This is a genomic window from Ruegeria sp. CJ6, from assembly GCF_056536665.1.
Window position 1 is genome coordinate 195620 of the sequence record NZ_JBQFQB010000005.1, and the last position, 26402, is coordinate 222021.

23 protein-coding genes are annotated in these 26402 nt (G+C 59.4%); 15 read left to right on the forward strand and 8 right to left on the reverse strand.

Going from position 1 to position 26402, the window contains the following annotated elements; genetic code table 11:
• Window positions 1-13: 13 nt before the first annotated feature.
• Both ACR0BT_RS15725 and ACR0BT_RS15730 read right to left on the reverse strand, forming a co-directional pair.
• Entirely contained in the window at window positions 14-658 is a 645-nt protein-coding gene (locus ACR0BT_RS15725) for a CatB-related O-acetyltransferase (protein ID WP_170818065.1), read from the reverse strand.
• On the reverse strand, window positions 658-1263 hold the full coding sequence (locus ACR0BT_RS15730) for a flavin reductase family protein (protein ID WP_170397289.1): 606 nt from the start codon (window positions 1261-1263) through the stop codon (window positions 658-660). Before ACR0BT_RS15730 ends, ACR0BT_RS15725 begins: the two co-directional genes overlap by 1 nt.
• Before the next feature lie 72 nt (window positions 1264-1335).
• Between ACR0BT_RS15730 and ACR0BT_RS15735 the strand changes: the two genes are divergently transcribed.
• From ACR0BT_RS15735 to ACR0BT_RS15755, 5 genes are all read left to right on the forward strand, one after another.
• Window positions 1336-1830 (forward strand): GNAT family N-acetyltransferase, encoded by a 495-nt coding sequence (locus ACR0BT_RS15735; RefSeq protein ID WP_170397287.1) that lies wholly within the window; start codon window positions 1336-1338, stop codon window positions 1828-1830.
• Between the two features lie 53 nt (window positions 1831-1883).
• A complete protein-coding gene (locus tag ACR0BT_RS15740) occupies window positions 1884-2651 on the forward strand; it encodes an EcsC family protein (RefSeq protein WP_170404266.1) in 768 nt (255 codons plus the stop codon).
• Window positions 2652-2731: 80 nt separating this feature from the next.
• On the forward strand, window positions 2732-3217 hold the full coding sequence (locus ACR0BT_RS15745; protein WP_170564746.1) for an NUDIX hydrolase: 486 nt from the start codon (window positions 2732-2734) through the stop codon (window positions 3215-3217).
• Between the two features lie 71 nt (window positions 3218-3288).
• Window positions 3289-3744, forward strand: coding sequence for a DUF1178 family protein (locus tag ACR0BT_RS15750; RefSeq protein WP_170397281.1), 456 nt, complete (start codon window positions 3289-3291; stop codon window positions 3742-3744).
• 3 nt (window positions 3745-3747) lie between these two features.
• The gene (locus ACR0BT_RS15755) at window positions 3748-4386 is read left to right on the forward strand and encodes an SDR family NAD(P)-dependent oxidoreductase (protein ID WP_480763559.1); all 639 of its coding nucleotides are present in this window, start codon (window positions 3748-3750) and stop codon (window positions 4384-4386) included.
• Here the strand turns inward: ACR0BT_RS15755 and ACR0BT_RS15760 are convergent.
• Window positions 4380-4736, reverse strand: a complete 357-nt coding sequence (locus ACR0BT_RS15760) for a hypothetical protein (protein WP_170397277.1) — start codon at window positions 4734-4736, stop codon at window positions 4380-4382. The two genes, ACR0BT_RS15755 and ACR0BT_RS15760, sit on opposite strands and share 7 nt — an antisense overlap.
• A gap of 155 nt (window positions 4737-4891) precedes the next feature.
• Here ACR0BT_RS15760 and ACR0BT_RS15765 point away from each other — a divergent pair, with 155 nt between their 5' ends.
• The 6 genes from ACR0BT_RS15765 (at window position 4892) to ACR0BT_RS15790 (ending at window position 13717) form a co-directional block, all read left to right on the forward strand.
• Window positions 4892-6130 carry an aspartate kinase gene (locus ACR0BT_RS15765; RefSeq protein WP_170397275.1) on the forward strand — a complete coding sequence of 413 codons (1239 nt, stop codon included), beginning with the start codon at window positions 4892-4894 and terminating at the stop codon, window positions 6128-6130.
• Window positions 6131-6175: 45 nt separating this feature from the next.
• A complete protein-coding gene (gene ptsP / locus ACR0BT_RS15770; protein ID WP_170511353.1) occupies window positions 6176-8419 on the forward strand; it encodes a phosphoenolpyruvate--protein phosphotransferase in 2244 nt (747 codons plus the stop codon).
• Between the two features lie 165 nt (window positions 8420-8584).
• The gene (gene zwf / locus ACR0BT_RS15775) at window positions 8585-10030 is read left to right on the forward strand and encodes a glucose-6-phosphate dehydrogenase (RefSeq protein WP_480763560.1); all 1446 of its coding nucleotides are present in this window, start codon (window positions 8585-8587) and stop codon (window positions 10028-10030) included.
• A gap of 2 nt (window positions 10031-10032) precedes the next feature.
• Window positions 10033-11838 carry a phosphogluconate dehydratase gene (edd, locus tag ACR0BT_RS15780; RefSeq protein WP_480561171.1) on the forward strand — a complete coding sequence of 602 codons (1806 nt, stop codon included), beginning with the start codon at window positions 10033-10035 and terminating at the stop codon, window positions 11836-11838.
• Between the two features lie 4 nt (window positions 11839-11842).
• Entirely contained in the window at window positions 11843-12475 is a 633-nt protein-coding gene (locus tag ACR0BT_RS15785) for a bifunctional 4-hydroxy-2-oxoglutarate aldolase/2-dehydro-3-deoxy-phosphogluconate aldolase (RefSeq protein ID WP_170397269.1), read from the forward strand.
• Window positions 12476-12526: 51 nt separating this feature from the next.
• Window positions 12527-13717, forward strand: coding sequence for a pyridoxal-phosphate-dependent aminotransferase family protein (locus tag ACR0BT_RS15790; RefSeq protein ID WP_480763561.1), 1191 nt, complete (start codon window positions 12527-12529; stop codon window positions 13715-13717).
• An 81-nt stretch (window positions 13718-13798) separates the two neighbouring features.
• On the opposite strand, the gene ACR0BT_RS15795 is transcribed toward ACR0BT_RS15790, so the two are convergent.
• Window positions 13799-14908 (reverse strand): pyridoxal phosphate-dependent aminotransferase, encoded by a 1110-nt coding sequence (locus ACR0BT_RS15795; RefSeq protein ID WP_480763562.1) that lies wholly within the window; start codon window positions 14906-14908, stop codon window positions 13799-13801.
• Window positions 14909-15057: 149 nt separating this feature from the next.
• Between ACR0BT_RS15795 and ACR0BT_RS15800 the strand changes: the two genes are divergently transcribed.
• Window positions 15058-15840: a crotonase/enoyl-CoA hydratase family protein gene (locus ACR0BT_RS15800; protein WP_170733244.1), complete on the forward strand. Its 783-nt coding sequence runs from the start codon at window positions 15058-15060 to the stop codon at window positions 15838-15840.
• On the opposite strand, the gene ACR0BT_RS15805 is transcribed toward ACR0BT_RS15800, so the two are convergent.
• The 4 genes from ACR0BT_RS15805 to ACR0BT_RS15820 all read right to left on the reverse strand — a co-directional run bounded on the left by ACR0BT_RS15805 (window position 15841) and on the right by ACR0BT_RS15820 (window position 21674).
• Entirely contained in the window at window positions 15841-16173 is a 333-nt protein-coding gene (locus ACR0BT_RS15805) for a DnaJ family domain-containing protein (protein WP_170511344.1), read from the reverse strand.
• Between the two features lie 39 nt (window positions 16174-16212).
• The gene (locus ACR0BT_RS15810; RefSeq protein WP_480763563.1) at window positions 16213-17373 is read right to left on the reverse strand and encodes a benzoate/H(+) symporter BenE family transporter; all 1161 of its coding nucleotides are present in this window, start codon (window positions 17371-17373) and stop codon (window positions 16213-16215) included.
• Window positions 17374-17519: 146 nt separating this feature from the next.
• Window positions 17520-20681 carry a valine--tRNA ligase gene (locus ACR0BT_RS15815; protein ID WP_480763564.1) on the reverse strand — a complete coding sequence of 1054 codons (3162 nt, stop codon included), beginning with the start codon at window positions 20679-20681 and terminating at the stop codon, window positions 17520-17522.
• 93 nt (window positions 20682-20774) lie between these two features.
• On the reverse strand, window positions 20775-21674 hold the full coding sequence (locus ACR0BT_RS15820) for a phytanoyl-CoA dioxygenase family protein (protein ID WP_170404230.1): 900 nt from the start codon (window positions 21672-21674) through the stop codon (window positions 20775-20777).
• Window positions 21675-21851: 177 nt separating this feature from the next.
• Between ACR0BT_RS15820 and ACR0BT_RS15825 the strand changes: the two genes are divergently transcribed.
• From ACR0BT_RS15825 to ACR0BT_RS15835, 3 genes are all read left to right on the forward strand, one after another.
• Window positions 21852-24143, forward strand: coding sequence for a xanthine dehydrogenase family protein molybdopterin-binding subunit (locus ACR0BT_RS15825; RefSeq protein WP_480763565.1), 2292 nt, complete (start codon window positions 21852-21854; stop codon window positions 24141-24143).
• Window positions 24121-25197: a DUF2235 domain-containing protein gene (locus ACR0BT_RS15830; protein ID WP_170397244.1), complete on the forward strand. Its 1077-nt coding sequence runs from the start codon at window positions 24121-24123 to the stop codon at window positions 25195-25197. Before ACR0BT_RS15825 ends, ACR0BT_RS15830 begins: the two co-directional genes overlap by 23 nt.
• 110 nt (window positions 25198-25307) lie before the next feature.
• On the forward strand, window positions 25308-26399 hold the full coding sequence (locus ACR0BT_RS15835; RefSeq protein ID WP_170663854.1) for a Hint domain-containing protein: 1092 nt from the start codon (window positions 25308-25310) through the stop codon (window positions 26397-26399).
• Window positions 26400-26402: the final 3 nt, after the last annotated feature.

The window sequence follows — 26402 nt, forward strand, 5'->3', positions numbered from 1 at the left end:
CGGATTGGCCGCCTTATATCTCAGAAGCAATGCGCTCCAACGCATCGATATTGCCTGAAAGCAAGGCATCTTCGGCCCGAGTGATGGTTTCTGCGGGCCAATCCCACCATCGCAAGTCTTGCAGCCTTTCAATCACATCGCGATCAAAACGATAGCGCCGGACTTTTGCCGGATTTCCGGTAACGACTGCATAGGGTGGAACCTGACCCCGCACGACCGAGCCTGCGCCAACAATCGCGCCATTTCCGATCTGCGCTCCGGGTAAAATCAAAGCTCCGTAACCGATCCAGACATCGTGCCCGATAACGGTATCACGTGTATCAGGCTGGTAGCCTGACATGCGATCCGGATCGAAGATTGGAAATGGAAAGCAGGTCAAGCCATCGGTCGCGTGATTTGCGGAGGCAGTGATAAACCTTACTCCATGAGCGATTTGGCAGAACTTGCCCAGCATCAGCTTTTCTTCTGAAAAGGGAAACAGATACGGTGCAAGCCGCTGCGCCCAGTCCTTCGGTGCATCGAAATCCGACGCATAAGTGTAAGCTCCTGCCTCAAAGCGGGGATGATCGATGGCCTGAGACAGAAACACTGTTCCGTTGTGGCTAGAGCCGTCGGGCAGAACAATCGGATATCTGCATGTAGGATCAGGCAGTGGCATTAGTCATCCGGGCGTGAAAGGCTGAACAATTCTGTCACCACAGAATAGTCCCGATAACCCAACCGCGCGAGCGGGTTGAATGAGGTCACGTCAAATTTGCCGTCACGGATGTGGTCATCGTGCAGGTGCACACCAGTGACCTCTCCGAACACCACCCGATTGGACTCACCCGGCAGAGTAACGATCTGAGTAAGTTTGCATTCCAGCGCTGCGGGCGCTCCCTCGACCCGAGAGCAATTTATGGTTTCGCATTCAACGGGTGTCAGCCCAGCATGAGTGAACTCGTCGACGTGCTTTCCCAAACCCTCTGAGCTGGCATTCATTGCATCGCGATGCGCATGGGCCACCACGTTGACGCAGAATACCTTCGTGGCCTCGATATTGGCGATGCTGTCCTTGCCGCCATCCTGATCGTGTTTGGAGCCGGTTGAGGCGAACATCACCTGAGGCGGTGTATAAGCGACACCATTGAAGAAGGAATACGGGGCCAGATTGTTGATCCCGTCAGCATCGCGCGTCGAAATCCAGCCGATCGGGCGTGGGGTTATGATGGCGTTGAAGGGGTTGTGCGGCAGGCCGTGGCCGTCTTCGGGGCGATAGAACATATGGACTCCAAGCGTTTGCCCAAGGCCTATCGAAGTGCTAGGGCGTTTTCCAGCAAGGATAAGAGGGCGCGCGTGCAGCAATTCAAGATCAGGCCGGAAGAGCCGGAAGACTGGTGGGAGGTCGAAGCGCTCTATGACCTGTGCTTTGCTCCGGGGCGCGAGGCGTTGTCGTCTTATCGTCTGCGCGATGACGTGCCGCCTGTCGCTGGCCTGTCGCAGGTCGCGCGCGATGGGCAGGGCATTCTGGCTGGTGCAATCCGGTTTTGGCCCGTGCATGTGGGTGAACATGACGCGCTGCTGCTAGGTCCAGTGGCGGTCCACCCGACCCATCAAGGCGAAGGGTTGGGCGGATATCTGATCCATCAGGGGGTAGAGGCCGGGCGCGCCAAAGGGTGGGATCGCGTCATGCTTGTGGGCGATGCGCCCTATTATGCCCGGTTCGGGTTCACCCCGCTGACGGGTGTCGAAATGCCCCCGCCCACCAACCCTGATCGCATACTGGGTTTGGAACTGACCCCCGGAGTTTGGTCCGAAATTCAGGGGCTTGTTAGTCGCTGGACCCGTTGACCCATTGAAAACCCGCTGCAAAGTCCCGATGTTTTCAGGACAGGAGGGCACAGATGCAGGACGTGGTTCTTGTCGAAAAACTCGATCCCGAGGCCGAGCTTGATCGGCTTGCGCAGCTGTACGGTGCGGCAGGTGGCGCAGGAGTGAATCTGCTGAACAAGCTTGGTGGTTCGGCGGAATCCTTATTGGATCAGTTACCTAAGCCGGTGCGAGAAGGTCTGACCGAAGCAACCGAACAGGCGCTTTGGCTTGCCATGCATGCGGCCGAAGGCTCTCGGCGTGCCGTGCCGGACCAGAAACCATGGGTCAACACAGCCTTGACTACTGCCATGGGCGCAGCCGGAGGTCTGGGTGGAGTGTCCACAGCACTTGTCGAGCTGCCCGCGACAACCGCCATGATGCTGCGCGCGATCCAAGGCGCAGCGATGCGGGAAGGATTTGATCCGACCGCCGAGAACGTGAAATTCGACTCGATCCGAGTCTTGTCAGCCGCAGGTCCTTTGGCCGAGGATGACGGGGCTGATCTGGGCTTTTTCTCAATGCGCATGACCCTGACCGGACCGACCATGCAACGCCTCATTGCGATGGTGGCGCCGCGCCTGTCCGTAGTGCTGGGCCAGAAGCTGGCGGCGCAGTCTGTACCGTTGCTTGGGGCGCTTGCCGGGGGCGGTACAAATTTTGTCTATACCCGCTACTACCAGCAGATCGCGCATGTGCATTTTGGGCTGCGTCGATTGGCGATTGATGCCGACATCCCTCATGACGAGCTGGTGCGGCGTTTGTCGGGGCGGATGGCTCTGAACAAGGGGGCTTTCCCGTAAAGCTTGGCAGACTCTGCCGGATATGATAAATATCACTTTATAAACCGCAACATAAGCGGAGCGAGCAGTGGATATGAACCGTGTTTGACGGGCGCAGTAATGGTGCTATCGCCGATCTTTCGGCCGAGAACCTCTCCCTTTCCGGGGCGCTGCCTGTTTATGCTCAATCCGCTGCGCTTTGCTATCGAACCAATGATGGCCTGCCAGAGATTTTGTTGATCACAACGCGCAGGGCGCGGCGCTGGATCATCCCGAAGGGGTGGTTGATCAACGGGCTGACCCCGTCTGAAACAGCCGCCCGCGAGGCCTGGGAAGAGGCTGGTGTTTTGGGGCAGTGCGGAAGCGAAAGCCTTGGTCGGTTTGCCTATATCAAGAACCGGCCTGGCAAGCCATCGGCGCTGTGTCTGGTTGATGTGTTTCCGCTGCATGTGCAGCGATCCGAGGCGCATTTTCCCGAAGCGGGTGAGCGCAGGCGCAAATGGGTTTCGCCCAAAAAGGCGTCATCGAAAGTGGCGTCGCCTGATCTCGCCGCGCTTTTGGGTGGATTCGGGTTGCATCGGCAATAGCGGGCCAAGATCAAGACTTGATATTGCCATGTTGGTCGGTATCTATTCGCCAACCGGATTTTGGATGTGATATGATTCAATACGCATTGAAATGCAGCAATGACCACAGCTTTGACAGTTGGTTTCAATCCGCAGCCGCCTTTGACAAACTGTCAGCGGCCGGGTTGGTAACCTGCGCGGTATGCGGCTGCGACAAGGTGGAAAAGGCGGTGATGACACCGCGTGTCCGGCCTGCGCGCAAGGCGGTGACCGAGGTTGCACCAGCGCAGCCTTCTGCGGATGAGATCAGCATGGCAACACCTTCGCCCGAGATCGCTGAGGTCCTTAGCGAACTGCGTCGAAAGGTCGAGGAAAACTCGGACTATGTGGGCAAGGATTTCGCCAAAGAAGCCCGCAAAATCCATCTGGGGGATGCGCCCGAGCGCGCGATCTATGGTGAGGCCAAGCCCGAAGAGGCGCAATCGCTGATTGAAGACGGCGTGCCGGTCGCACCGTTGCCGTTTGTTCCTAGCCGCAAGACCAACTGACCCATGCACATCGTTGTTACGGGCGCGAACCGAGGGATCGGGAAAACCGTTGCGGATCAATACCGTGCAGAAGGTCATGAAGTGACCGGAACTGCCCGAGACGGTAGCGCAGATATCGTGCTGGATGTCTCGGACCCAGAACAGCACGCTGCAATGGCCGAGCAACTGCGAGGCCGCCAGATTGACCTGCTGATCTGCAATGCGGGCGTTTATCTGGACAAAGGACACGACATTAGTGGCTATCCCGCCGAGATGTGGGCGCAAAGCTTCGCCGCCAACGTGACAGGCGTGTTTCTTACCATCCAGTCCTTGTTGCCGAACCTGCGAACCGCGCGGGGCCGGATCGCCATCGTTTCGTCTCAGATGGCGTCACATACGCGCGCGCCGGGTGGCAGCTATATCTACCGTGCGTCAAAGGCGGCGGCGCTGAATTTGGGCCGCAACCTAGCGACTGACCTACAGGCGGATGGCATTGCGGTGGGAATCTACCATCCGGGCTGGGTGCAGACGGACATGGGCGGATCTGCAGCAGAGATCACGGTCGATCAGGCGGCAAACGGCTTGATCGAGCGATTTGCGGCTCTCTCGCTCGATACTACCGGTTGTTTTGAAACCTGGGATGGTCGGGCGCACCCTTACTGAGAGTTCAGGGCCGCCTTGGGGATTTCGTAGACTTCACCGGGATCAATGAAGATCACCATGATATCACCGCGTGTCTCATAGGTCAGTTTCGATGTCGAACTGCTGGAATCCGGCACACCTTTGGTGAAGTAAATCCGCCGAACCTCGCCAGTGTTCAACTGAACCGCCAACGTCGCCGTTCCATCTTCGCGCTTCCGCAATTCGGCCGGACAACTGGCCAGTGTATCACCTGCCAATGCAGCGCATGGAACGGTGCCTAATGAGTTCTCGCCATCCGTTCCCGATAGGGTGGCCACTTGGGCATTTGCGGCAGTCGAAACCAGGCTTAGGGCAAGGGCAAAGCGGAACATTGAAATCCTCGTGGAATAAGACTTTGACCGAACGCTTACACCACGCACGACCAAAGTAAAGCACTGCGGTGCAGACTTTGCCCACTTGCCCTTGCGCCCCCCCTCGCATAAGAGGCACGGGATCAGAAATTCAAGGCGCGGAGACACTAGCCCCCATGCCCGTACTCGTGATGAAATTCGGCGGCACATCGGTCGCCAATCTGGACCGGATCCGCCGTGCTGCCAAACGGGTTGGTGTCGAGGTAGCCAAAGGCTATGACGTCATCGTCATCGTTTCGGCGATGTCCGGCAAGACCAACGAGCTGGTGGGCTGGGTCGATGAAATCTCTCCGCTCTATGACGCGCGCGAATATGATGCCGTTGTCTCCTCTGGTGAAAACGTTACAGCTGGCCTGATGGCGCTGACCCTGCAGGAAATGGACATCCCGGCGCGCAGCTGGCAGGGTTGGCAGGTGCCGCTGATCACCAACGGTGCCCATTCAGCGGCCCGGATCGAAGAAATCCCGCCCGAGAATATCAACCAGAAATTCGGCGAAGGGATGCGCGTTGCGGTGGTCGCGGGCTTCCAGGGCATCAGCCCCGAAGGTCGCATCACCACGCTGGGTCGGGGCGGTTCGGACACCACCGCCGTGGCTTTTGCTGCCGCTTTCGAAGCCGAGCGCTGCGACATCTATACGGATGTGGACGGTGTCTATACGACCGACCCGCGCATCTGTGAAAAAGCGCGCAAGCTGGACAAAATCTCGTTCGAGGAAATGCTCGAACTGGCCTCGCTGGGGGCCAAAGTGCTTCAAACCCGCTCGGTCGAGCTGGCGATGCGCTACAAGGTGAAACTGCGCGTTCTTTCAAGCTTTGAGGAACAATCCGACGAGGCCGGTACACTGGTCTGCGACGAGGAGGATATCATGGAATCCAATGTTGTGGCCGGTGTGGCCTATTCCCGCGACGAAGCCAAGATGACCGTCGTTTCCGTGGCGGACCGCCCCGGCATCGCCTCGATCATCTTTACCGCGCTCAGCGACGAGGGCGTGAACGTGGACATGATCGTCCAGAATATCTCGGACGAAGGGCGCACCGACATGACCTTCTCCTGTCCGACCAATCAGGTCTCCCGCGCCGAAAAGGCATTGCTGGCGATCAAGGATCAGGGTGAGCTGAACTACGCCGAACTGGTTGCGGATGAGGATGTTTGCAAGGTCTCAGTTGTCGGGATCGGTATGCGCTCGCAATCCGGTGTTGCGGCCAAGATGTTCAAGATTCTCTCGGATGAGGGGATTAACATCAAGGTCATTACAACCTCCGAGATTAAAATTTCCGTCCTGATCGACAGGAAATACATGGAACTTGCGGTTCAGGCACTGCATGATGCCTTTGAACTGGACAAGGCGGCCTGAGCTTTCAGCCAAGTGTCCTGTCTGAAACCGTAACGTGGGTGGGCCATGGCGGAAGGCACGGAAACAGAATCTCGCAAGTTGCTGGGACGGCTGCGCGAAGAAATGGCGAGTGAAGCCGCCGGTCAGGAACGTCTTGACCGGATCACGCACCTGATCGCCGACAGTACCGGTCGCGAAGTTTGCTCGATCTACCTGTTTCGGGATGAGGATACGCTTGAACTGTGCGCCACCGAAGGTCTGTCCCCAGAAGCGGTGCACAAGACGCGGATGCGTATGGGCGAAGGGCTGGTCGGTCGCGTCGCCAAATCTGGCAAGGTGGTGAATACGGCGGACGCACCCTCGGCCAAGGGCTTTCGGTACATGCCGGAAACTGGCGAGGAACGGTATTCGTCCTTTCTTGGTGTGCCGGTACAGCGTCTGGGTCAGAAACTGGGCGTGCTGGTGGTTCAGTCCCGGGACGCGCGCGAGTTTTCGGCGGATGAGGTTTATGCGCTGGAAGTTGTCGCGATGGTTCTGGCCGAAATGGCCGAACTGGGCGCGTTCGTCGGCGAAGGCGCGGCCTTGTCACCGCTGCACCAGCAATCGGTGCAACTTACCGGTGGCCCGGCGCAGGAGGGATCTGCTGAAGGCCATGTCTGGCTGCATGAACCTCGTGTTGTTGTCACCAATCCCATTGCCGAAGACCCGCATCGTGAGCGTGAGCGGCTGACCGAGGCCGTTGAAGAGCTACGCGTCGGCGTCGACAAGATGCTTGAGATTTCTCAGGGCGGCGACAAAGAGCAGTTGCAGGTTCTGGAAGCCTACCGGATGTTCGCCAACTCCAAGGGTTGGATGCGCCGGATGGAGGAGGACATCGCTCTTGGTCTCAGCGCTGAGGCGGCGGTCGAGAAAGAACAATCTCAGGCGCGGGCCCGCATGGGGCAGGTCACCGATCCGTATTTACGTGAACGGTTGGCCGATCTGGACGACCTCAGCAATCGGTTGCTGCGAATTTTGACTGGACAGGGTAACGGAAATGGGGCTGACCTGCCGCCCGATCCGATCCTAATTGCGCGAAATATCGGCCCCGGTGATCTGCTGGAATATGGCCGTTCTCTCAAAGGGATCGTATTGGAAGAAGGCTCGGTCGGAAGCCATGCCACTATCGTGGCGCGCGCGTTGGCGATCCCACTGGTGGTGCATGTAGGCCGCATCACCACCGAAGCGCTGAATGGCGATCACATATTGGTGGATGGGGATAGCGGTGTCGTACATCTGCGCCCCGAGGACACCGTCGTTAGTGCTTTCCGTGATAAAATCGCGATGGAAGCCAAGGCGCAGGAACGCTACGCCTCGATCCGTGAAACGCCCACCGTCACGCAGGATGGTGCGCGAATCAACATGGTGATGAACGCGGGCCTGATGGCCGATTTGCCCTCGCTTAGTACCTCTGGCGCCGAAGGAGTGGGCCTGTTCCGCACCGAACTGCAGTTTCTGATCCGCAATCAGATGCCCAAGCGATCCGAGCTGGTGACGCAATACAAACGTGTCCTGGATGCTGCGGGAGAAAAGCGCGTGGTGTTCCGCACGCTCGATATCGGGTCAGATAAGGTTCTGCCTTATATGAAACATGTGGAAGAGCCGAACCCGGCGCTGGGCTGGCGGGCGATCCGCGTGGGTCTGGACAAGCGTGGCGTGATGCGGATGCAGTTGCAGGCGCTGATCCGCGCCGCCGATGGCCGCCCCCTGACGATCATGTTCCCGTTTGTCGCGCAGGCTGACGAATTCCGTGAGGCGCGCTGGGAGGTCAAGAAAACGATCGAGCGTGAACGGCGTCTGGGCCATGTTCTGCCTGAATCGCTCGAAGTGGGGGCGATGCTGGAAACGCCTTCACTTGCCTTTGCGCCGCAGAAGTTCTTTGACGAAGTCGGCTTTATCTCGATCGGTGGGAACGACCTGAAACAGTTTTTCTTCGCCGCCGACCGCGAAAATGAACTGGTTCGCCGTCGCTACGATACGCTGAATGTCAGCTTTCTGAGTTTCATTGAACGTATCGTTGAGAGATGCTCGATCTCGGACACACCGCTCAGCTTCTGTGGCGAAGATGCTGGTCGCCCGGTCGAGGCGCTGTGTCTCGCGGCCATGGGCATCCGTACCCTTTCGATGCGCCCGGCCTCAATCGGGCCGGTCAAAAGCCTGTTGTTGCGGTCGAACCTTCAGGATGTGCGTAAAATTATCGCCGATGCCCGCCATCGTGGGGAACAATCCGTGCGTCCGGCGGTGATGGACTGGCTGCGGACGCAGTCCTGACTGATCTTCCGCGATGCCAGCTGCAAATCCGCGCTTGATTTTTGCGCTCAGGTTTTCTATTCAGCCGGTGAATGTTAGCGATAACATAGCTAATGACGCACATGCGTTTTAATCCCGGGCTGAAACCTCGCTTATGCTGGCGGGGAATTCGAAAGGAGCCTTGCAATGGTCTCACGCGTAATTCCGGTAGATCCGTTCGACCTTGTGTTGTTCGGCGCGACGGGCGATTTGGCGCAGCGTAAAATCCTGCCGGGCCTCTATCATCGCTTCGAAGTCGGCCAGATGCCTGAGAATGCGCGCATCATTGGAACCGCCCGATCCGACATTGACAGCGACGGGTTCCGTGAACAGCTGCGTGCGTCGATGCAAGAGTTTGCGCCGGGTTTTAAAAAGGATACGCTTGATCGCTTTCTGTCCCGCGTCGAGTATGTTCCGGTAGATGCGCTTGGCGATGCGGGTTGGTCTGACCTTGCGAAAACGCTGCGACCGGATGTGGTACGCGCTTTCTATCTGTCAGTAGGCCCAAGCCTTTTCTCGGGCATCGCCCAACGTCTGAACGAGCACGGCCTGTCCACACCTGACAGTCGTATCGTGGTCGAGAAACCCTTTGGTCACGATCTGGCATCAGCCAAAGCGTTGAACGAAGGGCTGCGGGCCTGTTTTGAAGAACATCAGATTTACCGGATCGATCATTATCTGGGCAAGGAAACCGTGCAGAACCTGATGGCGCTGCGCTTTGCCAATTCGCTTTTCGAACCGCTCTGGAACGCCACTCATGTTGATAACGTCCAGATCACCGTGGCCGAAACCGTGGGCGTCGAAGGGCGCGGTGCTTATTATGATCAGTCCGGCGCGATGCGGGACATGATCCAGAACCATCTGGTTCAATTGCTGTGCCTGACAGCGATGGAACCGCCTTCGAAATTCTCACCCAACGCGGTGCGCGATGAGAAAGTCAAAGTGATCGAAGCGCTGGAGCCGGTGGAACCCAAGGATATCGCTCGTGGTCAGTACCGCACCGAAAAAGGGGGCGATGGCTATCTGGATCACGTCGGCAACCCCGCCAGCCGTACCGAAAGCTTCATTGCGCTGAAGGCGCATATCGGCAACTGGCGCTGGGCCGGTGTCCCGTTTTATCTGCGGACCGGCAAGCGCCTGCGCGCACGTGAATCCGAGATTGCAGTGTTCTTCCGCGACCCGCCGCATACGATTTTTCCGAATGTCGGCCCATTGCATGGCAACGTGCTGGTGATCCGCCTGCAACCGGACGAAGGCATCACGCTCCGCACCACCATCAAGGAACCGGGGCAGGGCGGGTTCCGCCTGTCCGACGTTGCACTCGACATGAGTTTCGCTGATGCGCTGGGCGACGACGGCCAATCCCCGGATGCCTATGAACGCTTGATCATGGATGTCATCCGCGGCGACCAGACTTTGTTCATGCGCGGGGATGAAGCCGAGGCCGCATGGGCCTGGGTCGATCCCATCATTCACGGCTGGGAAGAGCGTGGCGATAAGCCCGCGAAATACGATCAGGGCAGTTCGGGGCCCGAAGAAGCATTGATGCTGATGCATCGCGATGGGCGCCGCTGGCGTCAGATCGGAGGGTAATCATGGTCAACACAGTTATATCCGACGTCACCAAACGCATCATCGACCGCAGCGCCGATCTGCGTGGTCCGCATCTTGAACGAATGGAGCAGGCCAAATCCAAAGGCCCTGCGCGTGCGCACCTGTCCTGCAGCGGGCAGGCCCACGCCTATGCCGGGGCGGGCGAAGATCAGGACTCCATGGCCGCCGGCACGGCTGGCAATCTGGGGATCGTTACCGCCTATAACGATATGCTCTCGGCCCATCAGCCTTTCGAACGCTACCCGGCCCTGATCCGCGATGCGATCCGCGCAGCAGGCGGCACAGCGCAGGTTGCAGGCGGCGTGCCAGCCATGTGCGACGGCGTCACGCAAGGCGAGGCGGGGATGGAACTATCTCTGTTCTCGCGCGATGTGATCGCGCTGGCGACCGGAGTGGCGCTAAGCCACAACACTTATGACGCCGCCGTTTTCCTGGGCGTCTGTGACAAGATCGTGCCCGGCCTAATCATCGGCGCGCAAGCCTTTGGGCATCTTCCTGCCGTCTTCCTGCCTGCAGGACCGATGACCAGTGGCCTGCCGAATGACGAAAAGGCCAAGGTCCGCCAGAAATTCGCCGCCGGAGAGGTGGGCCGCGAAGAGCTGATGAAGGCCGAAATGGCCGCATATCACGGCCCCGGCACCTGCACCTTCTACGGAACTGCCAACACCAACCAGATGCTGATGGAATTCATGGGCCTGCACCTGCCAGGGTCCAGCTTCATCAACCCCAACACCCCCCTGCGCGATGCCCTGACCGAGGAAGGCGCGCGCCGCGCCCTGTCTCTCAGCGCGTTGGGCAATCACTACACACCGGTCTGCCAGATCCTTGACGAGCGCGCTTTCGTCAATGGCATCGTCGGCCTGATGGCCACCGGCGGTTCCACTAACCTACTGATCCACCTGATCGCCATGGCGCGTGCCGGTGGTATCGTGCTGGACTGGGAGGATTTTTCCGACATCTCCGCTGTCGTGCCTTTGGTCGCGCGCGTCTATCCCAACGGTCTGGCAGACGTGAACCACTTCCACGCTGCGGGTGGCCTGGGCTTTGCCATCGGCACGCTGCTGGAAGATGGCTTGCTGCACCCCGATACGCTGACTGTCGCGGGGCAGGGCCTGCACAACTACACCAAAGAACCCAAGCTGAAAGACGGCGAGTTGGTCTGGGAAGAGGGCGCGGGCCACAGTCTGAACGAAAAGATCGTTCGCCCGGCCAAAGACCCGTTCCAACCCACGGGCGGGCTCTCTCGCTTGACGGGCAATCTGGGCACAGGGGTCATGAAGGTGTCGGCTGTAGCACCTGAACACCAAGTGGTCGAAGCGCCCGTGCGTGTATTCCACGACCAGAACGCCGTTAAAGCCGCTTTCAAAGCCGGAGAATTCACCGATGACGTCATCGTTGTTGTTCGCTTCCAAGGGCCAAAAGCCAACGGTATGCCTGAACTTCATTCGCTGACGCCGATCCTGTCGATCCTGCAGGGTAGGGGGCAGAAGGTGGCTCTGGTCACCGATGGCCGTATGTCGGGCGCATCCGGCAAGGTGCCCGCCGCCATCCATGTCTGCCCCGAGGCGCTGGATGGTGGACCGATCGCCTATCTGCAAGACGGTGACCTGTTGCGCGTTGATGCGGTCAAGGGCGAGTTGGAAATCCTGACCCCCGGTGTTCTCGACCGCAATCCGGCCACCGCCGACCTTACGGCAAACCAACACGGCGTTGGCCGTGACCTCTTCGGCGCCTTCCGTCAGAATGTCGGCTCAGCCGACACCGGCGCCAGCATTTTCGGAGTGTAACCCAATGTCCAAAACCCAACGCACCCGCGAGATCTGCGCGCTGGCCCCGATTGTTCCAGTCCTGGTCGTCGACGACGCGGCCCATGCGCGCCCGTTGGCCGAAGCTTTGGTTGCTGGTGGCCTCCCGGCGCTTGAAGTCACCTTGCGCACTCCCGCCGCGCTCGACGCGATCCGCGCCATGGCCAACGTCCCAGGCGGTGTTGTCGGGGCGGGTACACTGGTCACACCCGAAGATGTCCGCGCTGCCAAAGAGGCTGGCGCTCAGTTCGGCGTCTCGCCCGGTGCAACCGATGCCCTGATCGCCGCCTGCGAAGCCGAAGGTCTGCCCCTTCTCCCCGGTGCGGCTACAGCAAGCGAAGCCATGGCTCTGCTGGAAAAGGGCTATGACATGCTGAAATTCTTCCCCGCCGAGGCCTCAGGAGGGGCTCCCGCCCTAAAAGCCATCGGCGCACCGCTACCGCAGATCACCTTCTGCCCAACTGGTGGCGTATCGCCGTCAAATGCCCTCGATTACCTGTCGCTGTCGAATGTTGTCTGCGCCGGCGGCAGCTGGGTCGCGCCGAAGCAGATGGTTCAAAACGGTGATTGGTCCGGGATCGAAACACTTGCCCGCGAGGCCGCCAGTCTGCTGGATTGACGCCGCAGGGCAAGACGCTAGGGTAGGCCTCAATTCAAACAGGTTGCCCTCATGACAAACCAAACCTCCCTCGCGCATGGGCGCGAGTATCTGGCCATCCCCGGCCCTTCGGTCATGCCCGATACGGTGCTGCAGGCGATGCACCGTCCGTCGCCCAATATCTATGACGGCGAATTGATCGAGATGATGCCCGCGCTCACCCGAGATCTGAAACGCGTTGCCGGAACTCAGCACAACGTCGCCATCTATATCGCTAATGGTCACGGTACATGGGAAGCTGCGCTTTCCAACGTCATTGCACCCGGTGAAACCGTGCTTGCCCCGGCCTCTGGCCGATTCACCCACGGTTGGGCCGAGATGGCCGAAGGAATCGGCGCCAAGGTTGACCTGATCGATTTCGGCATGTCCTCACCCTGGGATCTTGACCGCATCGCCGAGGCCCTGCGTAACGATACCAGCCACAAGATCAAAGCGGTCCTTGCAGTCCACGTCGATACGTCCACATCGATCCGCAACGATATCCCGGCTCTGCGAGCGTTGCTCGACGACCTTGACCACCCAGCCTTGCTGATGGCTGACTGCATCGCGTCGATGGGCTGCGACCGGTTCGAGATGGATGCCTGGGGTGTCGACGTCACCGTCACGGCTTGCCAAAAGGGGCTTATGACCCCGGCGGGCACCGGCTTTGTCTTCTTCAACGACAAGGCGCAAGCCAAGCGCGCCACAATGCCCCGCGTCTCGCATTATTGGGACTGGCAGCCACGCGCCAATCCAGATCTGTTCTATCAGTATTTCAACGGCACCGCGCCAACCCACCACCTGTATGGCCTGCGCGCCGCGCTCGACCTGATCCATGGCGAAGGGATCGAACAGGTCTGGGCCCGCCACGAACACCTGGCAACGGCCATCTGGGCCGCCTGTGAAATCTGGGCGCAAGGTGGCGCGCTGCATTTCAACGTCGCCGACCCGGCCCATCGCAGCCACGCGGTCACTGCCCTCCGCCTGACCGAGGGGCGGGGCACGCCGCTGCGCAGCTATACCGAAACCCAACTGGGTCTGACGCTGGGCATCGGTCTGGGAATGGAGGATTGGGACGGCTGCTTCCGCCTTGGCCACATGGGGCACGTAAACGCTCAAATGGTCATGGCCATGCTGGGTGGCGTCGAAACCGCTATGGCTGCGCTCGATATACCCCGTGGTCAAGGCGCGCTCGAAGCCGCCGCCGCGACGCTGGCCGGATAAGCCCGATCCGCCTCTTCATCTGGCCATAAATACCTTCGGGGAAAATCGCGCATGGGCGCGATAGGGGGCAGACAGCCCCCTTTACGAGGCTCGGGCTTTTGCCAAGGCCGTGGGCAGAGCGGCTTCAAACGCCGCCATTTCCGCCTCACCTCCGCAGCTGACCCGAATGCACCGGTTCTGGGGCGCGGCAAATGGCATCCGCACGAACACGCCTTGTTCAACGAGCGTGTCCAACACGGCCTTGGCAAACACCCCATCGCGCCCACAATCAATCGCCACAAAGTTTGTCGCAGACGGCAAAGGCACCAGACCATTCGACCGTGAAATCTCTTCGATGTGGTTCCGGGACCCGGCAATCCTTTGCTGCACATGCGTCAGCCAATCTTCATCTTTTAGCGCGGCTAATGCCCCTGCCTGCGCGGCTCGGTTCATGCCGAAATGGTTGCGCACTTTGTTGAAGCTCGCAATCAACTCGGGCGAGCTGATAGCGTAGCCTACCCGCGCCCCGGCCATGCCATAAACCTTGGAAAACGTTCGCATCCGGATCACACGTGAATCATCAGCAGCGACAGGTGCAGCGGTCCCCTCGGGCGCGCATTCGACATATGCCTCGTCAAGAACCACCAAACAGCCCTCTGGCAAAGCCTCCAGAGCGGACAGGATATCCTTACCTGCATGCCATGTTCCCATCGGGTTGTCCGGGTTGGCCAGATAGACCAACTTGGCGTCTACCTCCGCCGCTTTGGCGAACAGCGCCGTCGGGTCCTCGTGATCGTCGTGGTAGGGGACCTTGTGCAATACCCCACCAAACCCGGCCACGTGGTAATTGAAAGTCGGATAAGCTCCATCCGAAGTCACAACTGCATCGCCGTGACCAACCAGCAGGCGCACCAGATAGCCCAGCAACCCGTCAATGCCTTCGCCAACCACGATGTTTTCAGGCGCGACCCCATGATGTACCGCCAGCGCATGGCGTAGTTCGTAATTCTCGGGATCGCCATACATCCATATCTCGCCTGCGGCCCGTTGCATTGCATCGATGGCGCGCGGGGACGGGCCAAACACGCTTTCATTCGCACCGATCCGGGCCACGAAGGGCGCGCCACGTTGGCGCTCCTGCGTTTCGGGGCCGACAAAAGGCACGGTCGCGGGCAGCGTGAGGGCAAGCGGGGTATAACGAGGACCAGTCATGGCCGCAGATAAGCGCAACCGATCAGGCGGGGCAAGCCTTGCCAGAAGTTCAAAGGAGGCTTCGGATGTGCGGTTTGCCCTGACGTCGCTGTGGCGCTTCTGGCGTCTTGCTGGCATGTTTATACAGCAAATCACGCCCCGGAGGTCCCATGTCCCGCGTATCCGTCGAATACAAAGACCACATCGCCCATGTCACGCTGACTCGCGGCGACAAGATGAACGCGCTGGACGATGCGATGATCAAGGCGATCCTTTCGGCCGGCCAAGAAGTCGCCGCAGCCGATATCCGCGCCGTGGTGCTATCGGGAGAGGGCAAGAGCTTTTGCGCAGGGCTCGATATGGCCAGCTTTGCCAGCATGGCACACACAGACCCAACCGAATGGCTGATGACCCGCAGCCACGAAGATGCCAACGAAATGCAGGAACTTGCCTTGATCTGGCGGCGCGTCCCGGTGCCGGTGATCTGCGCTATTCAAGGCGTCGCCTATGGCGGTGGGCTACAGATCGCGCTGGGTGCCGACATCCGCATCGCGCATCCCGAAGCCAAGCTGGCAGTGATGGAGATGAAATGGGGCATTATCCCCGACATGGGCGGCATGGTTCTGCTGCCAGAGCTCGTGCGCTCGGACGTGCTGCGCCTGCTGACCTATACCGCCCGCCCTATCGGTGCGCCACAGGCGGCAGATTGGGGGCTTGTTACCAAACTGTCGGATGATCCCCTGACCGAAGCGCTGGCGCTGGCCGAGGACATCGCGGGTAAAAGCCCGTCCGCCATCCGCGCCGCCAAACGGTTGATTGATGTGGCCGAAACCCGTGACCGTGCTGATGTGCTGTTGGCCGAATCTACCGAACAGGTCGACCTGATCGGTAAGTCGGATCAAATGGAAGTTGTCATGGCACAGATGCAGGGTCGAAAGCCCGAGTTCAAATGATCACCGCATGAATGCGCGCCGTGCATCGCGGGCCATGTTGTATCGCATCTCAAGATCAGCAATCTTTGCCATTGCGGCCCTGCGGTCCTGATTGTCAGTCAGCGCTGCAAACTCCTTGCGGGCGGCGTCGAGCTGTTTCTTGATGTCGAACTCCTCGGGTAGCACTCCGGCCTGCGCCATGATCCGATGACCCGCAGCAATGGCGGGATCGCCTTGTGCCTCGCCCGAGCGGTCGGGTAACGGGGCACCTTCGCCTTCAAGACCCTGCAGTTGGCCTTCGGCCTGCGCCTTTTTGATCTGGCGTTCAATCAGTTTTCCAAGCGATCCGAACATGCGCTCATTTTACCGCCTGAGGGGTTCTGATGAAAGGGCTCAGCGCACTCGGTTTGTTGCCAGATATGCGATACCCCCAGCCAACAGCCCCCAGACTGCCGCGCCCAACCCAAAAACCGTTATTCCAGAGGCTGTGATGGCCAGTGTCAAAATAGCCGCTTCGCGCTCGACAGGGACGTCCAGTGCGGCATGCATGGCATTGGCCAGGACCCCGATCAGGGCCACACCTGCCAGAGTGCCCATAAGCAGCGGGTCGGCATGGGCGGCAAAACTGGTGATCGCCACGGCAAAGATACCGAAGAGGCAGTAGAACACGCCACCCATGATTGCCGACCAATAACGCTGCGCCGGTTCGGGGTGGCTTTCCTCGTTGGAACACATCGCTGCGGTGATTGCGGCCAGGCAGGTTGCGGGCGCCCCGAAAGGGGCCGAAAGCATGCTTGCGCCACCGACGGATGAAAACAACCGGCCGGGAACAGGATCAAAGCCAAAGCTGCGCATCACCGCGACGCCGGGGATATTCTGTGTCGCCATCGTGACGATAAACAGCGGTACGCCGATCCCGATGGCCGACGCGACCGAGAATGATGGCATGGTCCAGATCGGAGCCGCGATCAAACGATCCGGCATCAATTGGGCATCTCCTGCGTTCAGCGACACAATGATAGCCGCCGCGACCACAGCTGCCGGAACTGCGATCAACCGATTGAAACGGCCCGCGACAAACCACGTCAGGATCACCGGCAACGCCTGCCATGGAATCTCGATCGCCGCCTTGAAGGGCACAAGGCATAGTGGCAAGAGCACACCTGCCAGCATTGCTTGCGCCAGTGTTGTGGGAATTGCTGCTGCCAACCGTCCCAGCGGCTTCCACAGCCCTGCCAGAACCGTTAATGCTCCGGCGCACAGGAACGCACCAATCGCGCCTGAAAATCCCTCGACCGGGGTGGCCGAGACGGCTAACAGAGCGGCCCCCGGGGTCGACCACGCAACGCTGATCGGCATTTTGTTCCGCAGGCTGAGGACGATGGCTGCAAGCCCCATGGCAATCGCCGCACTCATCAGACCCGAGGCGGCTTCCTGCGATGAAGCTCCCATTGCGCCCAACCCTTGCAATACGATGGGAAACGAGCTGAAGAACCCGACAATGGCCACAACCAACCCGGTTGAGACGGTCTGCATCGGAGGGAAAGATCGCATCGTCAGTGCCTCGCCAGGTTGTGTCGCCGAAGTGCTAACAAGCGGGGCGTGGCGTGAACAAGGGGAAAGCTCTGAGGGTAAAGAAAAACCTCACCGCCGGTTGGGTGGTGAGGTTCGATTTCAATATATCAGCAGCAGGAAAAAGATCAGGCAATTTCAGCCAAACGGGCGAGAGCTTCGTTTAGCTTGGCTTCTTCTTCTTCGCGGGCGGCAAGGTTAGCTTTGGCTTCCGCAACAACCTCTTCCGGGGCCGATGCCACGAATTTCGGGTTGTTCAGGCGCCCGCGCAGACCGCCGAGTTCCTTGGCCAACTTGCCTTTGGCTTTTTCCAGCCGTTCCTTTTCCGCACCAATGTCGATGATGTCCGCCAGTGGCAGGCCAAAGGAGGCACCGGGGGCGGCAATCGAGATCGTGCCCTTTGGCAGTTCATCCGCCTTGGTCAGGCTGTCGATCCGCGCCAGACGTTTGATCAGCGCTTCGTTGCGGTCCCATGCAGCTTGGCCGTGCGCGTCAATCTCAGTCACCAGCATCGGCACGTATAGGCCAGCAGGAACTCGCATCTGCGCGCGGGCCGAGCGGGTGTTTTCGATCACCGAGATCACCCAGTTCATCTCGCGATCCGCATCCGCGTCGATCAGGTTAGCCGCCGTATAGGTTGGCCAATCTGCGTGTACGACCATTTTGGCACGCTTACCGGTCAGGCCCCACAGCTCTTCGGTGATGAAAGGCATGATCGGGTGCAGCATGACCATGCACTGGTCCAGAACCCAGCGCATGGTGGCGCGGGTCTCGGCCTGTGCCTCGGCGTCATCGCCTTGCAGCAAGGGTTTAGAGAGTTCCACGTACCAGTCGCAGACCTTGCCCCAGACAAAGGCGTAGAGCCCGTTGGCCGCGTCGTTGAAACGATAGCTTTCCAGCGCCGCGTCGACCTCTTCCCGCACACGGGCGGTTTCACCGATGATCCAGCGGTTCACGGCGGCTTTGGGTTTCAGGTCAGCCACGTCCAGTTGCGGGACAGCGTCGGTGAAGACCTCATTCATCTCGGCAAAGCGGACGGCGTTCCACAGTTTGGTGCCGAAGTTACGGTAACCTGTGATGCGCTCGCGCGACAGTTTCAGTACCCCGCCAATAGCCGCCATCGAGGCATTGGTAAAGCGCAGCGCGTCAGCACCGAATTCGTCCACGATCTCCAACGGGTCGATCACGTTGCCGGTGGTTTTGGACATCTTCTTGCCCTTCTCGTCGCGGACGAGCTGGTGCAGATAGACGGTGTGGAACGGGATCTCGTTCACTACGGCCAGTTGCATCATCATCATCCGCGCGACCCAGAAGAACAGGATGTCAAAGCCGGTGATCAACACATCGGTTGGGAAATAGCGCTCTAACTCTTCGGTCTTTTCGGGCCAGCCCAGCGTGCCGATAGGCCAGAGGCCGGAAGAGAACCATGTGTCGAGCACGTCGGGGTCGCGCCAGACCGGGTAGACCAGCTTGGTCGGGTCTTGTTCGACTGCGTATAGGGCAAGGCTTTCGGCGAACTGATGGATCGCTTCCTGCTTATCGGCAACTTCGATGACCGTCGCGTGGCTCAGCGGGCTGGGTATGTTGGCATTGTCGTCGAGGAATTTCTCTGTAACTGCCTCAAGGCTTGCCGCGCATTCCATGACATTGCCACGATGCAGCATGCCGCCTTCGTTCAGCAAACGACCCAATTCGACCAAATCAAGGTCGCCGTCGTTTTCGTCGTCCTTGAAATTCTCAGCCGAGAGATCGAGGCCATACCAAACCGGTATCTGATGCCCCCACCACAGCTGGCGCGAGATGCACCAGGGCTCGATGTTTTCCAGCCAGTGGTAATAGGTCTTCTCGCCCGATTCAGGGATGATCTTGACCGTGCCGTCCTTGACCGCGTCCAGCGCAGGGCCGACGACCTTGGCGGCGTCGACGAACCATTGGTCGGTGAACATCGGCTCGATGACGACTTTCGAGCGGTCGCCGAAGGGCTGCATGATCGGTTTGCTTTCGACCAGCGGCACCAGCTTGTCCGCGCCTTCGTGTTCCGGCTTTAAAGCGGTCGAACCCAGACGTGGATCATCGGCGCGAGTCATGACAGCCAGACCGTCTGCAGTGATCTCCTCGACGACCTTCGCACGTGCCTCGAACCGGTCGAGGCCGCGCAGATGATCAGGGATCAGGTTGATCGCGTCGATCTCGTTCTCGGTGAACTCACGCCCGCGCGCGTATTCCTGCGCCTTGTCCGCCTCTTCGGCATAAGGCGCACCATCGGCGCGCATTGCGCCTTTGGTGTCCATCAGGCGATACATTGGAATGCCGCCGCGCTTGGCGACCATATTGTCGTTGAAGTCATGTGCACCGGTGATTTTCACCGCGCCCGAGCCGAAATCTGGATCAGGGTAATCATCGGTGATGATCGGGATCTGACGGCGATGCTCTTTCGGGCCAACCGGGATTTCGCAAAGTTTTCCGACGATGGGCGCATAGCGCTCATCCGATGGGTGAACCGCAACTGCGCCGTCGCCGAGCATGGTTTCGGGGCGAGTCGTGGCGATCGAGATATAGTCGCGCTCTTCCTCCAGCACGATATTCCCGTCCTCATCTTTCTCGACGTAGGTATAGGTCTCACCGCCCGCCAGCGGGTACTTAAAGTGCCACATATGGCCCGCAACTTCGATATTCTCGACCTCAAGGTCCGAAATTGCGGTCTCGAAATGCGGGTCCCAATTGACCAGCCGCTTGCCGCGATAGATCAGGCCCTTTTCGTACATGTCGACGAAGACCTTGATGACCGCGTCGTGGAAGTTCGGCGAGTTCTCATGACCTGTACGCGGGTCGCGCGGCGCACCTGCCATGGTGAAGGCATTACGCGACCAGTCGCAGCTGGAGCCCAGGCGCTTGAGCTGCTCGATGATCGTGCCGCCGTATTCTCCCTTCCATTCCCAGACCTGGTCCAGAAACGCCTCACGTCCCAGCTCACGACGTCCCGGCTGCTGGGTGTTGGCCAACATCTTTTCCACCTGCATCTGCGTGGCGATACCAGCGTGGTCCTGACCGGGCTGCCATAGCGTGTCGAACCCGCGCATCCGGTGCCAGCGGGTCAGAACATCCTGCAGCGTGTTGTTGAACGCGTGGCCCACATGCAGCGCACCCGTCACGTTCGGTGGCGGGATCATGATGGTAAAACTCTCGTCGCGCGATTTGTTCGCGCCTGCCTTGAAGGCTCCGGCCGCTTCCCAGGCCTGATAGATGCGGGCCTCGGCCTCGGCCGCGTTGAATGTCTTTTCCATCGCCATGGGATGCGTCCTGCGTCAACAATATCGGGTCAGCGCCTGCAATAGCGAATGCGTAAGGGAAGGGGAAGGGTCTGCGCGGCGGTCCTGCAATGATCAGCCGGGATTTGATGGGGCGGGCGCATAAAGATCCAGCTTTTCGCTGGCCCCTTGCCCCATCGCCTTGGCCTGATCGCTGCGGATGCGCGCGTGCAGGTCCAGCGCCTCAGGAGCAAACAGCTCGGTCGGCTCAGGGATATGGATGAAATTCCCCACCCGGTCCTCGCCCCGCGCCAGAATGGCATAGTCGCGATCCGCCACTTTCTGCTGCGCATTGGGGTTGAGATAACGGATAGCCAATCCAATTCGACGATCATCAGATACGTTCGGCCCGGACCCGTGAATGGTCAGCCCATGGTGCAGCGACATCTGGCCGGGCTGCAACTCGATATGGGTTTTGTCTTCCTCCGCGACATCGACTGCCACCTCTTGCCCACGCGACAGCAGGTTGTTGTCGGAAAACGTATCATTATGCGGCAGGATCGGGTTCTTGTGGCTGGCCTTCACGAAATCCATGCAGCCACTCTCAACCGTCGCAGGGGACAGGGCGATCCAGGCGGTCAACTGGTCCGAGGTTTCACCCATACCCCAATATGTCAGGTCCTGATGCATGCCCACCACTTGCGTCGTACGCGGTTCCTTGATGAACAGCTCAGCTGACCACAGCAGCAGGTCTGGGCCCAAAACACCTTCGACAACGTCCAAAACGCGCGGATCCAACGCGATGCGAGTGGCAAATGGCATCACCACATGCGCGTTGATGCGTTTGTACATGTTCAGGGGTAGCGGCAGGTCAGCCTCGCGCCAGCTGGCCTCGACATCCTCCAACTCGGCACGGTACCCGGCGGCTTCTGCGGCAGAGAACACGGGGATCGGAAATATAAACCCATCATCCCAATAGGCCTCGGCACTTTGGCTGTCCAATCGGCCATTCGTCAGCTTGATTTCTTTGGGCATGGAAACCTCCACTCGACTGAATTTAGGTTCAGCCTAGGCGCGGCCCAGATCGGCGCGCAACGCTGTTTCCAGACATGAATGTCGCTTTCAGACCGTGCGGAGTTAATTTTCTCAGCCACTGGACAAGGTCCTGCTTCACGCTAGGGTCGCGCATTCAGGCAGCCAGAGGATCATCCCATGGAAAAATTCGGCAAAAGCCAGCCCATCAAACGGACCGAGGACCAGCGGTTTCTGACCGGGCAGGGGCAATACATGGACGATTCTGTGCCCGAGAATGCGCTGTTCGCAGCATTCTTTCGCAGCCCGGTGGCGCATGCCACGATCACGTCGCTGGACCTTGAAGATGCACGTACAGCGGATGGGGTGCGCTTGGTCATGACGCTGGAAGATCTGACTGCTGCCGGGATCGATACGGTGATGAACGCGACTACAGTCGCCAACCGCGACGGCAGTCAAGGCGCTGCGTCCGAGCGAAACATGCTGGCCAAGGACCGCGTGCGTTTCGTCGGAGAACCCGTTGCGGTCGTCATTGCCGACTCGTTGTTACAGGCCCGCGATGCAGCCGAATTGATCTGGATGGAAACCGAAGACCTGCCGGTCAAGATGGATGTCGCTGCGGGTGGGGAACCTTTGCATCCACAAGCCCCCGACAACCGCGCCTTTGACTGGGGCTTGGGTGATGAGAAGGCGACCAATGACGCCTTTCAGGCAGCGGCGCGCACCGTCGCGCTGAACGTGCATGACAACCGGGTCATCGTGAGCTCGATCGAACCGCGTGGCTGTCAGGCCGATTGGTCGGGTGGCCGTATGCATTTCTCATATGGCGGGCAGGGTGTCTGGGGGATGAAAGCGCAACTGGCACAAAAGCTGAAACTGGACCCCGAGGCGATCCGTGTTACTACGCCAGATGTCGGCGGCGGATTTGGTATGAAGGCGATGCCTTATCCCGAATATTTCACCGTTGCTGTTGCTGCCATGAAACTGGGCCAGCCCGTGCACTGGATGTCGGACCGGTCCGAAGCGATGTTGTCAGATCACCACGGCCGTGACCTGACGTCGCTGGCGGAGCTCGCCTTTGATGCCGATCACAAGATCACTGCTTACCGGGTCCACAGCAAGATCAACCTTGGCGCTTATAACAGCCATTTCGCGCAGGCGATCCAGACCAGCCTGTTCAGTAAGGTTTTGATGGGTGTCTACGATGTTCAGACCACCTACTTGCGGGTCGAAGGATTCTTCACCAACACCACGCAGGTCGACGCCTATCGCGGTGCCGGGCGACCCGAGGCGATCTATGTGCTGGAACGCGTCATGGACCGTGCTGCGCGTGAGTTGGGGATTGATCCGTGGGAGTTGCGGCGCAAGAATTTCATCCGACCCGAAGCCTTCCCCTATAAGACCGTAACCGGCGAAACCTATGATGTGGGTGAGTTCAACATGGTCCTCAGCCGCGCCGCCGAACAGACTACGGGCTTTGAGGCCCGCAAGGCGGCGGATGCGGAAAACGGCCTGATCCGGGGGCAGGGGCTTTGTTACTATATCGAAAGTATTTTGGGAGACCCTTCCGAAGGCGCGAAGATCGAGTTTTGCGAGGACGGAACGGTGAACCTCTATGTCGGCACTCAGTCCAATGGGCAAGGGCATGAGACCGTCTATGCCCAGTTCCTATCGGACCAGACAGGGATTCCTTCACACCTGATCAATGTTGTGCAAGGCGACACGGACAGGCTGGCGCAGGGCGGCGGGACTGGCGGTTCACGCTCGGTCACGACCCAAAGCAACGCGACACTGGTCACAGTTGATACGATGATCGCCGCATTCACGCCCTATCTTGCGGATAAGATGGGGGTCGAGGAAAGCGATGTGACCTTCGACCATGAAACCTTCCGCGCGCCGGGGTCCAACCTGACCCCCACGCTGACCGAGGCGGCCGAGATGGCGCGCGCAGACGGGCGCACCGATCTGTTGCAGCACGAAGCCCGCGCCACGCTAGATGCACGCAGCTATCCCAATGGTGCACATGTTGCCGAAGTCGTTATCGATTCTTTCACTGGTGAAACATGGGTCGACCGCTACACGGTGGTGGATGATTTCGGCAATCTTATCAACCCGATGCTGGCCGAGGGGCAGGTACATGGCGGCGTGGTTCAGGGTATCGGCCAAGCACTGACCGAGCATGTTGTTCATGATGCCGAGGGGCAACTGCTCACGGCTTCGTTCATGGACTACGCCTTGCCCCGCGCTGCTGAGATACCCATGATAGAGTTTACCTCGGCGCCGGTTCCGTCAACCGCCAACCCGATGGGGATGAAAGGCTGTGGCGAGGCAGGCACCGTGGGCGCACTGGCCGCAGTGGCGAACGCGGTACAGGATGCGCTCTGGGATCACGGGGTGCGGCAGGCGGATATGCCTTTCACACCTCACAAAGTTTGGGAATTGTTGACGCATGGTTCTGTCGCGGCTGAGTAGAAAGGTACTGGGATGGCTCGGACGGCCTCTGCGGTCCGAGCACTCGGCCGAAACGCGCCACCGCGAACCTGTCAGCCATGTCATCATTCTTGACGGCACCATGTCGACGCTGGAAGCAGGGCGGGAAACCCACGCGGGCCAGACCCTGCGTCTGTGCTGCGAGATGGGCAGCCAGGTTTCGGTTTTCTACGAATCCGGCGTGCAGTGGGAAAGCTGGAAGTCGACTATGGACGTGATGATGGGGCGGGGTATCAACCGTCAGATTCGTCGGGCCTATGGTTATTTGGCTTCGCGTTACAAACCCGGTGATAAGATCTTTTTCATCGGCTATTCACGCGGCGCATACGGGGTCCGCAGCCTTGCGGGCGTGATCGATGCTATCGGGTTGCTCAAGGCCGAACACGCCACTGTCCGCAATATCAAACAGGCCTATCGACACTATGAATGTAACGCCAATGGCGAAGCGGCGGCGGTCTTTCGTCGGGAGTTCTGTCACGAGGATGTCGCCATCGAGATGGTCGGCGTCTGGGACACGGTCAAGGCGCTGGGCCTGCGCCTTCCGCTGCTCTGGCGCTGGGCCGAGGAACGCCATGCCTTCCACAACCACCAGCTTGGCCCTGCCACCCGCCACGGCTATCACGCCATGGCGCTGGACGAGACCCGCGAGGTGTTCGAGCCGGTGCTGTGGAAATGCACGCCTGACTTCAAAGGCCATATCGAGCAGGTTTGGTTCCGCGGCACCCACGGCGATGTTGGCGGCCAGCTGAACGGGTTCGAAGAGGCCCGCCCCCTCAGCAACATCTCCCTGATCTGGATGCTGGACAAGGCCGAGCTGCACGGCCTGCCATTGCCCGAGGGCTGGCGCGACCGTTTCCCTACCGATCCGCATGCGCAATCCGTGGGCACCTGGCGTGGCTGGGGTAAGATTTTCCTGCTGCGCAAGCATCGCAAAGTAGGGCGTGACCGGTCAGAGAAACTGCATGTCTCGGTTTCGCCCGAGGAACTACCCCGATGGGTGCCGATGCCAAATCTGCCTTCGCATCCGGCGCAGTAACAGAAGCAACAGCTTGCCTTCCTATGAAAGTTGTATCAACAGCAGCCACAGCATTTCTGTCCCGTCAGTGCCGGGTGGACGTCTTAGCATCATCGAAAGACATGTGATTTATGCCGGATCCATACTTTTCTGAGCTCAAATACTTAGGTGGCCCGACCCTGGATTTTATCGAGGTCGCGGTTGACGCTGGTACGGATGTCTCGGGGTTGGTCGTGACGATCTATTTGAGCAATGGCTCGATCCGAACCACCAATACTCTGGCCGGTATCACGCCGACAACGGTTGCCGGTCGCGATATCTATGTCATCGACACGACAAGTTCCGGGACATTTAACGGATTGGGTAAAACCAATGGTATCTCGCTTTCCGAAGGGACAACGGTTTATCAGTTTAATTCTTTCAGCGATCCTCCAAGTCCCGGCCCGATCACTGCGAACACTGGCCCGGCCAATGGTATGCAATCGACAGTCATCGGGCAGGCCGGCGCTGGCGATTCCCTGATTTCGACCGACAATGGCGGCACATATACAGTCAATACCGATCCCACCCCGGGCAGCATCCCCTGTCTGACTGCGGGCACACTCGTATCCACTGATTTGGGTCCGGTGCCGGTAGAAGATCTGAAGCCTGGCCAGCTGCTTTTGCTGGCGCGGGGTGGCAACCAGCCTTTGCTGCAGATCTTGCGCCGTTCACTCACTGCGCGCGAGTTGCGCCGCAATCCGAAACTTTATCCAGTGCGAATTTGCGCGGGCGCACTTGGACAAGGCCTGCCCCGACGTGATCTGCTTGTCTCGCGTCAGCATCGCATGCTGGTGTCCTCGGCGATTGTGAAACGCATGTTCGGTCGTTCTGAGGTTCTGGTCGCCGCGATAAGGCTGACCGATCTGCCGGGGATTTATGTCGATGAAACCGTAGACAGCGTCACGTATTTCCATCTGGTCCTGGCGACGCACGAAGTGATTATCGCCGAGGGTGCCCCGACCGAAAGCTTGCTGATAGGACAGGAAGCGTTGAATTCACTCCCTCCTGCAATGGTCGAGGAACTTACTGTATTGTTTTCGGGCATTTCGACCGGGGGCCTCTCGGATACCAGTTATCTGGTGCCGGACAACGCGCGTCAGAAACAGCTGGTGTCGCGCCACGCTCAACACGCCCGATCATTGCTATCCGACTATACGGAAAGCACCCGTTCCGCAGACTAATGT

Coding starts and splice junctions, on each gene's coding strand:
- ACR0BT_RS15725 (WP_170818065.1), bottom strand. CDS start 658: ATGCCACTGCCTGATCCTACATGCAGATATCCGATTGTTCTGCCCGAC.
- ACR0BT_RS15730 (WP_170397289.1), bottom strand. CDS start 1,263: ATGTTCTATCGCCCCGAAGACGGCCACGGCCTGCCGCACAACCCCTTC.
- ACR0BT_RS15740 (WP_170404266.1), top strand. CDS start 1,884: ATGCAGGACGTGGTTCTTGTCGAAAAACTCGATCCCGAGGCCGAGCTT.
- ACR0BT_RS15750 (WP_170397281.1), top strand. CDS start 3,289: ATGATTCAATACGCATTGAAATGCAGCAATGACCACAGCTTTGACAGT.
- ACR0BT_RS15755 (WP_480763559.1), top strand. CDS start 3,748: ATGCACATCGTTGTTACGGGCGCGAACCGAGGGATCGGGAAAACCGTT.
- ACR0BT_RS15760 (WP_170397277.1), bottom strand. CDS start 4,736: ATGTTCCGCTTTGCCCTTGCCCTAAGCCTGGTTTCGACTGCCGCAAAT.
- ACR0BT_RS15765 (WP_170397275.1), top strand. CDS start 4,892: ATGCCCGTACTCGTGATGAAATTCGGCGGCACATCGGTCGCCAATCTG.
- ptsP (WP_170511353.1), top strand. CDS start 6,176: ATGGCGGAAGGCACGGAAACAGAATCTCGCAAGTTGCTGGGACGGCTG.
- zwf (WP_480763560.1), top strand. CDS start 8,585: ATGGTCTCACGCGTAATTCCGGTAGATCCGTTCGACCTTGTGTTGTTC.
- edd (WP_480561171.1), top strand. CDS start 10,033: ATGGTCAACACAGTTATATCCGACGTCACCAAACGCATCATCGACCGC.
- ACR0BT_RS15785 (WP_170397269.1), top strand. CDS start 11,843: ATGTCCAAAACCCAACGCACCCGCGAGATCTGCGCGCTGGCCCCGATT.
- ACR0BT_RS15790 (WP_480763561.1), top strand. CDS start 12,527: ATGACAAACCAAACCTCCCTCGCGCATGGGCGCGAGTATCTGGCCATC.
- ACR0BT_RS15795 (WP_480763562.1), bottom strand. CDS start 14,908: ATGACTGGTCCTCGTTATACCCCGCTTGCCCTCACGCTGCCCGCGACC.
- ACR0BT_RS15800 (WP_170733244.1), top strand. CDS start 15,058: ATGTCCCGCGTATCCGTCGAATACAAAGACCACATCGCCCATGTCACG.
- ACR0BT_RS15805 (WP_170511344.1), bottom strand. CDS start 16,173: ATGTTCGGATCGCTTGGAAAACTGATTGAACGCCAGATCAAAAAGGCG.
- ACR0BT_RS15810 (WP_480763563.1), bottom strand. CDS start 17,373: ATGCGATCTTTCCCTCCGATGCAGACCGTCTCAACCGGGTTGGTTGTG.
- ACR0BT_RS15815 (WP_480763564.1), bottom strand. CDS start 20,681: ATGGCGATGGAAAAGACATTCAACGCGGCCGAGGCCGAGGCCCGCATC.
- ACR0BT_RS15820 (WP_170404230.1), bottom strand. CDS start 21,674: ATGCCCAAAGAAATCAAGCTGACGAATGGCCGATTGGACAGCCAAAGT.
- ACR0BT_RS15825 (WP_480763565.1), top strand. CDS start 21,852: ATGGAAAAATTCGGCAAAAGCCAGCCCATCAAACGGACCGAGGACCAG.
- ACR0BT_RS15830 (WP_170397244.1), top strand. CDS start 24,121: ATGGTTCTGTCGCGGCTGAGTAGAAAGGTACTGGGATGGCTCGGACGG.
- ACR0BT_RS15835 (WP_170663854.1), top strand. CDS start 25,308: ATGCCGGATCCATACTTTTCTGAGCTCAAATACTTAGGTGGCCCGACC.